Annotated in this window: 5 protein-coding genes; 1 reads left to right on the top strand and 4 read right to left on the bottom strand. The window is 49.6% G+C overall.

Going from position 1 to position 6,546, the window contains the following annotated elements; translation table 11 throughout:
- The first annotated feature begins 403 nt into the window (after positions 1-403).
- Positions 404-1,624, top strand: coding sequence for a methyltransferase (locus ENN47_10880; GenBank protein HDP78662.1), 1,221 nt, complete (start codon positions 404-406; stop codon positions 1,622-1,624).
- 34 nt (positions 1,625-1,658) lie between these two features.
- Here the strand turns inward: ENN47_10880 and ENN47_10875 are convergent, their stop codons facing one another.
- From ENN47_10875 to ENN47_10860, 4 genes are all read right to left on the bottom strand, one after another.
- On the bottom strand, positions 1,659-2,615 hold the full coding sequence (locus ENN47_10875; protein HDP78661.1) for a methylcobamide--CoM methyltransferase: 957 nt from the start codon (positions 2,613-2,615) through the stop codon (positions 1,659-1,661).
- 3 nt (positions 2,616-2,618) lie between these two features.
- Positions 2,619-4,397, bottom strand: a complete 1,779-nt coding sequence (locus tag ENN47_10870; GenBank protein HDP78660.1) for a DUF4445 domain-containing protein — start codon at positions 4,395-4,397, stop codon at positions 2,619-2,621.
- Positions 4,398-4,602: 205 nt separating this feature from the next.
- Complete coding sequence (locus tag ENN47_10865) at positions 4,603-5,301, bottom strand: vitamin B12 dependent methionine synthase (GenBank protein ID HDP78659.1); 699 nt, start codon at positions 5,299-5,301, stop codon at positions 4,603-4,605.
- Positions 5,302-5,334: 33 nt separating this feature from the next.
- Complete coding sequence (locus tag ENN47_10860) at positions 5,335-6,393, bottom strand: uroporphyrinogen-III decarboxylase-like protein (protein ID HDP78658.1); 1,059 nt, start codon at positions 6,391-6,393, stop codon at positions 5,335-5,337.
- Positions 6,394-6,546 lie beyond the last annotated feature (153 nt).

The following is a 6,546-nucleotide window of genomic DNA, read 5'->3' as shown; positions in this document are numbered from 1 at the left end:
TCGATCCACCTGATCGAACTTAATCGGATGCATTCTCTCTTCACGTGATTGGTCTGTCTGTGCTATATGTTCTTGCCAGGAACCAACAACCGTTCTCTTGGGATTATTTCAGGGCAGCGGCCTTTCAAGTCCTCAAAGACCAACACCCTCCGCCACTTCGTGGCCCTCCCTCAAGGGAGGACTTAAGATCAAGATCATCAGGAGCCAAATACAGCATATACTACCAATGGGGAAGAAGCATAATATGATTTCTATTTAGCTCCCTAACTTATGGGTAATTAAGAGCTTAAGGAGAGGTTGATCCTACTTCTAGATCTTCGGGTAGTGAAGTAATTGAGTCTAGCTCAGGCATAATTGTTCTGTAGGATCTCAGGAGAGAAGGATCTGAAAGGAGAAAAATCAAATGACTTCACGAGATAGAGTCTTGAAAACGCTGCAACACTGCGAACCTGACCGCATTCCCATCGATCTGGGAGGAATGAGGTCGACCGGCATTCATGTCAGGGCTTACAGGAAACTTGCAGATTATCTCGGTCATTGTGATCTTCCAGTAAGGGTTTTCGATGTTCACCAGATGCTTGCCTTTATCGATGAGGAGATAAGGAGAGAAGTCCATTCCGATGTGATCGAACTCAAGAGACTGAACGGAGGCTTTGGAACTAGAATCGATTCCTGGAACGGGCGAAGCATCTTCGATGATGGGTCGAGATTCCTCTTTCCAGATGGATTCAACCCGAAAGCGAAAGAGGACGGTTCACTAGCAATCGAGAGGGACGATGTTGAAGTCGCGAGGATGCCCCGAGGCGGCCACTACTTCGACAGGAGCTACTTTCCCCTAGCCCATGCCGGGAGAAAAGAGGAGATCTCGGCCCTTGTTTCGCCAAGATTGACTGGCGAGGAAATCGAGTTTTTGAAGGCTCAGCTCACGGGAATACGCGAATCAACTGACTGCGCCGTGATCGGGGCTTTCGGGGGGAACTTCCTTGAGGCCGGCCATTCAATGTTCGGGTACCAGGAGTTCATGGAGAGACTGATTACCGACCGGTCTCTTACGGAGTTCTTTCTCGACCGGCTTCTCGAAACTTATATTGTAGATCTGGAAAAGTATCTCTCTACCCTTGGAGACGACATAGATATTATCCAGATTGGCGACGATTACGGCACCCAGGAAAACACGGCGATATCTCCCCGTATTTTCAGATCTGTCTTCAAGCCCAGACTGAAAAACCTGTGTGACTTCATTCACAGGAAGAAACCCGATCTTTTCATCTTTCTTCACTCCTGCGGATCAGTCTATACCTTCATACCAGATTTCATAGAAGTCGGTGTTCAGATACTGAATCCGGTTCAGACCAACGCGAAGAATATGGAACCGGAGAGGCTGAAGAAGGAATTTGGAAGAGATCTCGTCTTCTGGGGAGGGGGATGCGATACACAGCACGTCCTGCCTTTCGGAACACTGAAGGACCTTGAGGACGATATTCGCCGCCGCATCGACATTTTTTCTCCTGGGGGAGGCTTTGTCTTTGCGCCCATCCACAACATTCAGGCCGAAGTATCACCCGAGAAGATCTTCAGACTTTTCGGATGCGCGTACGAATACGGTTCTGACATTATTCGCTGAAGAAGCTGCTCTATTCTAGACTTGACTCGTTATATTATGAACGATTATTCCTACCGGCCCTGATGAAGGCGGCGATATTCTCAGGAGGAGTCTCCAGCGGGATGTCACATCCTGAACTCAAGATGAAATTGGGTACGTCCTTCATTTTCTCCAAAAGGTTTGCGGTTTCTCTCTCGACCGCCTCTCCGTTTGACTGAAGGAAGACCTTGACCGGATCTATGTTGCCTATAAGGAAAACATCTTCGGGAATTCTCTCTGCCGCATCCTTCAGGTCCACCATGCTGTCAAGGCTCAGTCCGTAGGCGCCGCTTGCGCCCATAGGTTCTACTATGTGTTCAGTGTCTCCGCAGATGTGATAAATTAAAGGTTTTGAAAGTTCTGATCTGAGCTTTTCAAAATACGGTAGCGCAAAACGTTTGAACTGTCTCTTGGATAAGAGCACCGCCGTCGGTTCAAGCACGGCTATCGTGTCCGCGCCGTGGTCGATAAGCGCTCTCGAGTATTCACCTACAATCCTTGTACAGAAGTCTATTACTCTCTCTGCAAAATCCGGCTCTTCTATCAGCTTCATACAGAGGTCTGTAACCCCGACCAGTTCTCCTGCAAGGCTAAGTGGACCGATAACGTAGCTTCCCCTCATTCCCGGAAGTTTTCTCGCCATCTTATCTGCAACTTCTGTGAAGATACTCATTCTACCGGAGACTCCGCTCCAGGAGTTTTCGACAGAGGCCAGCTCGTCGCGTCCCTTTATTGGATGTTCCTTAACGTAGGGATTGTCATCCTCGGGGAAAACGATCTCAAGTCCCAACGCCTCGGCCTCTACCGTCAGGTCCATCATGAAGAATATCCCGTCGGGCTGAAACTCCTCCATAAGCTTCGACAAAGAGTTGAACTGGATTTCCGCGTTTGTGAGATTCTCTTTAAGTTTTGTTCCCGTCAGTCTTGCTCCCGGCGCGCCGAGCAAAGGTATGATTGATCTATTGAAAGCCATTCTTTATCCCTCCCTCAAGGCAAGATTCTCAACGAAGATCTCGTTGAAATCCTTTCTCCCAGATAGTTCTACATAATGTATCTCACTGCTGAGACTTTCCGCTCTCTCTCGAATCCCGCTGTCGAGAACTGCCAGAACTGCACCCAGACCGGCCGCATTGCCGACGGGTGAGACTCTTTCGACTGGCACATTGGGAAGCATGCCTATTCGCAGGGCATTTTCCGGATCGATGTAGTTGCCGAAGGCTCCGGCAAGCAGAATCCGGTCTATATTTCGCGTTTCGATGCCTGCCCGGTCCATTAAGATGGATACTCCTGCTCGAATGGCTGCTTTTGCAAGCTGCACTTCACGTATGTCTTGCCTGTTTATCCGCACTCTTCCCGCCGTGCCTTCAAGCTCGAAGTGTTCTCCCTTGATTCGTCCCGATTCACTGACTACGCCCGCATCTATCATTACGGCAATCGCGTCTATCAATCCCGAACCACATATTCCAGAGGCCTTTGACCCATTCACCGTACTGAACCCGATATCTTTTCCGTTGAGCCACACATGGTCCACCGCTCCCGGTCTGGCAATAGTTCCGTGGCTTATATTGCCTCCTTCGAATGCCGGACCTGCCGCGGTGGAGCAAGCGAAGATTCTTTCACCGCTTCTGAGGGCCATCTCCCCGTTGGTTCCGATATCCACAAGGAGAACGTTGCCGTAATCTTCTGCAAATCCCGAAGAGAGAATACCGGCCGTGATATCCGAGCCCACATAGGCAGAGATTCCGGGCATTATGTAGATTTTCGAATTTGGAATGGACACTTCTAAATCCAGTTCCCGCGACTCGAAGACCTTTCCTCCCGTGAATGCCGGTATGAAAGGCGAGGAGGCGATTCTCCCGGGGCTTATCCCGAGAAGGATATGGATCATCGTAGTGTTTCCCACTATCGAAGTATCGTAGATTCTTTCCTTCGGTACTGCGCTTTCTTTACAGAGATCGTCGATCAGCTTGTTCATTGTGGCAAGAACTGCCGCTCTCAGTTCATCGATTCCCTTATATCTCTTCATAGTGTAATCTATTCTGGAAATGACATCCTGGCCATATGCAGACTGGGGATTGGAAGCAGATCGAACCGCTACGATCTCTCCCGACTTGAGATCTGCCAGGTAAACTGCGAGGGTTGTCGTGCCTATATCGATTGCGATGCCGAAGATACCGCTTTCGTCAGAGAAAGGTAGTAGGTCGATTACTTCACTTCCGTACATGACGGCCCTGCCTCTGTAATCTAGCTCCCTTATGACATGGGGAAGCCTTCTCAGAAGATTGAGTCTGTCAATCCCCGGCCTTTCGGTAACGAGGGCACTCATCAGTCTTGAGTAGTCTGAAGCCTGGTCATCAATATCCGGCTTGCAAAGAGAAAACTCTTCGAGCCTAATCTGTGGAGATATCTCTCTTATCGAGGCCTTCGGAAGAGGCCGTTTGGAAACTGCGGAATCAACTGCCAGGTCTTTCGTTTTGACTCTGACATCGGTCATGACTTTGAACTGGCAGCTCAGCCTGTATCCGGCCGCAATCTCGTCTCGTGTCAGAAGTCTTGCCTCGGTAAGGGTTGGCGGGAAGGCCTCGCTTCCATCAGTCACAAGCGCTTTGCACTTTCCACAGTTTCCCCTTCCTCCGCATACGGCACTTACTGGCTGCGATTCCCTCCTCAAAACATCGAGAAGAATCTCGCCTCTCTTTGCCGTTACTGTTCTCTGCGAAGGCAGGAATGTGACCTTATACAAAACTTCCTTCATTACTTATCCTCTCTCCTCTTAGGTATCCTCAATCTCATTTAACCTATCCATTCACTCGAGAGCGACACCGCAGCAGGCTCCTTCTGGGCAGCAGGGGTCTCTCCGAACGAATAACTGTAAAGCGAGAACTGACTTCTTCTGCTCCAACCTCATACCAGCAACTCCGAAACTGGTCGGAGAGACTGCTTATTGAGACTGAGCCATTCTATTCAAGGGAGTTCCTCAGCTTCTCATCATATGGGGCGCTTCTGTAGTGACAGTCAGCCCTTCTGCAAACCATGCAGCTCCTGTAATCCTTCTCGGACTGAAATGCAATTCCCGAAATAGACTTCGTCGGAATCATGAGAAGAGATTCCTTCAGTTCGACCCCAATCTCTTCTTTCACATTTCCAATCAAGGAAAACAATTCCCTCTGTTGCTGCAGAGCCCGGATCTCCGCGTCTCCCGAACCTGGAGACATCCATACGAGGTTTTCGATCAGGTTATTCCTGGAAATCTCGCTTCTTATGAATAAGGCTGCCTCATGGAGTATGTGTTCCAGTAAACTATCCCAGAAAAAGATCTTGAGAAAGTCTGTACGATCAAGCGGAAACTCGTCAACTTCTCGTCCGGAAGTTATGACGAACGGGAAGACTCTGCCGACCGAACGGAGTTTTTTCGAAAGGAGACGGCTTTCGAAGCGAACCCCTTCTATCGTGACTTCGTCTCCACTTACGCGGTCAACGAAGCAGGTCCTGTAGATCGCCTTTGGGTTCGCAGTCTCTCGGGCTTTCTCTACGAGCTCTCTGAAAGTCGTCTCTTCCTCAGAACCGGCTCTGATCCGCAGGCTTTCTACAAGCGAAGCCACATCTATATCGAAAGGAATGCCTTTCAAAACTGAGATGTTTTTCTCACGTTCTGCCATGAACGGACCTAATCGGAGGTCGATTCGACGTATCTAGCGAGAGTTGAATTCATTTCCGGCCTCCAGCATTGCCAGGTAGTTTCTCACCGGGATGTAGTTGGCGACGGTGTTGCCCGTGCCCAAAGCATATCCGCCTCCCGGAGCGCATTGTTCGAGAGTCTCGAGTGTTCGACTCCTAACTTCTTCAACGGAAGCGTGGCATAGAAAATCAACATCTATTCCACCGAGGATCGAGATTCTCTTGCCCCATCTTCTCTTAACTTCGGGAACAGGCATTATCTGGTCTTCAAAGGAGTGTTTCGCATCGACTCCTGCGTCTATGATATCGTCCATTACAGTGGTTAAGTTGCCGCAACTGTGAAGGACAAAGGGTTTACCGTTTGCATGGACCACACTGGCTATCTCTTTGTACCACGGGAAGACCAGTCTTCTTAGATGTCTCGGAGAGAAGATGGTCGATGTCTTGTATCCGAGATCGTCTCCAAAACAGTACGCGCCTACGCAATCCATTGAAGAGATGATTTTCGCGGCTCCGACGAGAACACTGCCGATCATTTCATTGAGGGTGCTGACCAGCTCGGGATCCTCGTAAACGGCCATGGAGAGATTCTCAACACCCATCAGGAAGCTGGAGTGCTCAAACGGCCCACCGGAAGCCCCTCCAACTACTTTCATTCCTTCCGGAAGGTGGTTTCCCAGCTTACGGAAAAGGTCGAAATCAACAGCTTCCTCTGGCTTCGGCCAGTCCGCTTCCCGGAGGTCTTTCAGGGTCTTAATAGGGCCACCCTTTTCATTCATCCACTTCCTGCTTTCTCTGCGGTATGTTGCCGTGTCTTCACCATGAATGTAATCGGGAGTGGGAAAGCGGGGAGCCTGATAGAAAGGAACGTAGTCATATCCCAGTTCCTCATAAAAACCGACCAGCTGGTCGAAGTACCTGTCGGGATCTTCTTCCACTTTGGCAAGTTTGTAGCCCATCACTTCTTCCATTATTTCATCGTCCGCAAAGAGTTCAAAGAACGGAACTCTGCAAGGTTCTCCATTACGCCTGAAGACGTCCTGGATCACTGAGAAATCGGGTGCCGGTCTCAACTGAATCCCCCCATTTTTTCCAAAGAGTCAAGTCTCCGGAGACTCCGATCGGGTTCAAGTGTATCGGGTACTCATCAAAAGCATTCTAGCATCAATCCACATCTCAAATGAAGCTTCGACGGAAGCTCCCTGCACTTTCGGGAAAAATAAAGG

The sequence above is a fragment of the Mesotoga infera genome (genome assembly GCA_011045915.1).
Lineage (GTDB): Bacteria > Thermotogota > Thermotogae > Petrotogales > Kosmotogaceae > Mesotoga > Mesotoga infera_D.
The sequence above is the reverse complement of the archived record's forward strand: the minus strand, read 5'-3'. Positions and strand labels throughout refer to the sequence as shown.